Here is a 2,224-nt window from a genome sequence, read left to right as displayed (position 1 = left end):
GGCCATCGTCTTCAGTGCCACTTTTCGATCCGTAGCCGGGTCAAAGCCCAGGTAGACCGCACCCATGGCACCTTTGCCAATCTGCTTTTCCACCAGGTACTTGCCCATTTGCCCCTGAGCCACCTGCGGCATCGGGCGAGCAGGCAAAGTCCCCCATGTATTGGCCGTGGCGACCTGCGCCAGGCCACGGGCGCGCATCAGATGCAACTTGACCTGATGCCAGTTGGGATCGATGTCGGCGATGTGCTCGTAAACATCGCGCGCGCAGTCATAGCGTGCATCACGCTCGAATGCCACGGCGATGCGCTCCAGTGTTTCCAGCGTTGCATGGCGATTGCCAGCCTCCGGGAAGAAGCCTTGCATGGTCTGCCAGGCCTTGTCCACCGGGCCATCCCCCAGCGCCTGCAAAGCACGCTGAATGCGCTGCACGCCCACCTGCTCCCCCTGCGTCTGGGGCGCCACATTCATCAAGGCCTGCGGCATGGTGCTGGAAGCAAAATCCTCTTGAAACAACGAGGGCATGCTGTTGGCGAACTGGGAGTGGAAGGACGAGTTTTGCGGCACATCCAGGTAAGACAGCACCGTCTCCGGCCCTGCATCCTCATCTGGCGCAACCCTGCCTGAGACAGGATCCGTATCCGCAAAGGCCGGGCGGGTATGCACAAACCCATTCTTGGCCAATGGCACCTGCCTGCGCTGACGCACCAACCACAACACCAAGCCCAAGCCGACCAGCACCAGCAGGACGATGAGCAAGGTCAGTGCGGTCAAATGCATGCGATCAGGCCTCGGCCTCGGCTGCGGCCCTTCTGGCCAGCACGCTGCCAACAGCCAGAACCAGCAAGGCACCGAGTGCGCCTGCGAAATACCGGATGGACTCCTCCGCAGGCAGATGCGGCGCCACAACCGGATCGGCCACGGCCAAGGTGCCAGCAATCCAACCCAACAACATGCCGCCTCCTGTGATGATGAGCGGGAAACGGTCCATCAGCTTGAGCACGATGGTGCTGCCCCACACGATGATGGGGATGCTGACCAGCAGACCAAAGATCACCAAGGGCATCTGATGTCCTTCGTGACCAGCGCCCTGGGCCGCGCCAGCGATGCCGATGACGTTGTCCACACTCATGACGAAGTCCGCCACGATGATGGTCTTGATCGCCCCGAGCAGGCGGTCACTTGCTTGAAGATTGCCGTGATCATCATCTTCGGGAACCAGCAATTTGATGCCGATCCACAGCAGCAACAAAGCCCCAATCAGCTTCAGATAGGGCAGCTTGAGCAGCGACATGGCAAAGAAGATCAGCACAACGCGCAAGGCGATCGCCCCCATCGTGCCCCAGATGATGCCCTTGGTGCGCAACTCGGGCGGCAAATTACGGCACGCGAGGGCGATGACCACGGCGTTATCCCCGCCAAGCAGGATATCGATCATCACGATCTGGCCAACAGCGAGCCAGAACTCCGGGGTCAAAAATGCTTCCATGTCGCTTCAGAAATGAATCAGCCCCTGAGTGTAGGGGCTGATTGAACTTGTTTCCCGGACGCGTCACCCAGGAATGCACAGACTCTGCAAGATTGTCAAATGAGCGACTTCAAGATGCGGCCCATTTCAGATGGATTGCGCGTGACCTTGAAGCCGCACTCTTCCATGACGGCGAGTTTGGCATCAGCCGTATCGGCACCACCGCTGATCAGCGCGCCAGCATGGCCCATGCGCTTGCCCGGAGGCGCTGTGACACCAGCGATGAAGCCGACGATGGGCTTCTTCATATTGGCCTTGCACCACTGCGCGGCCTCGGCTTCATCGGGGCCACCGATTTCGCCGATCATGATCACGGCGTCGGTATCGGGGTCGTCGTTGAAGGCGCGCATCACGTCGATGTGCTTGAGACCATTGATCGGATCACCACCGATGCCCACAGCGCTGGATTGGCCCAGGCCGAGTTCGGTCAACTGCGCCACGGCTTCGTACGTCAGCGTGCCAGAGCGCGAGACCACGCCAATGCGGCCCTTGCGGTGGATGTGACCAGGCATGATGCCGATCTTGATTTCTTCAGGCGTGATCAGGCCAGGGCAGTTGGGGCCCAGCAGCAGGGTCTTCTTGCCGCCAGCCGCTTCCTTGGCCTTCATCTTGTTGCGCACCATCAGCATGTCGCGCACAGGGATGCCTTCGGTGATGGCAATGACCAGATCCAGATCGGCCTCGACGGCTTCCCAGATG

Annotated in this window: 2 protein-coding genes and 1 pseudogene; all 3 read right to left on the bottom strand. The window is 60.4% G+C overall.

The window, feature by feature from the left end:
* A pseudogene (locus EPO09_RS06235) lies at positions 1-777 on the bottom strand (hypothetical protein); the annotation flags it as partial.
* A 4-nt stretch (positions 778-781) separates the two neighbouring features.
* Positions 782-1,486 (bottom strand): TerC family protein, encoded by a 705-nt coding sequence (locus tag EPO09_RS06230; protein WP_290641267.1) that lies wholly within the window; start codon positions 1,484-1,486, stop codon positions 782-784.
* A gap of 95 nt (positions 1,487-1,581) precedes the next feature.
* Positions 1,582-2,224, bottom strand: a 643-nt coding sequence (sucD, locus tag EPO09_RS06225; protein ID WP_290641265.1) for a succinate--CoA ligase subunit alpha, incomplete at its 5' end; no start/stop codon positions are given.

Source organism: Aquabacterium sp., from assembly GCF_004297345.1.
Classification (GTDB): Bacteria; Pseudomonadota; Gammaproteobacteria; order Burkholderiales; family Burkholderiaceae_C; genus Aquabacterium.
The sequence above is the reverse complement of the archived record's forward strand: the minus strand, read 5'-3'. Positions and strand labels throughout refer to the sequence as shown.

Bases quoted from the DNA above. Each gene is read 5' to 3' on its own strand.
- EPO09_RS06230 (WP_290641267.1), bottom strand. From the start codon at position 1,486: ATGGAAGCATTTTTGACCCCGGAGTTCTGGCTCGCTGTTGGCCAGATC.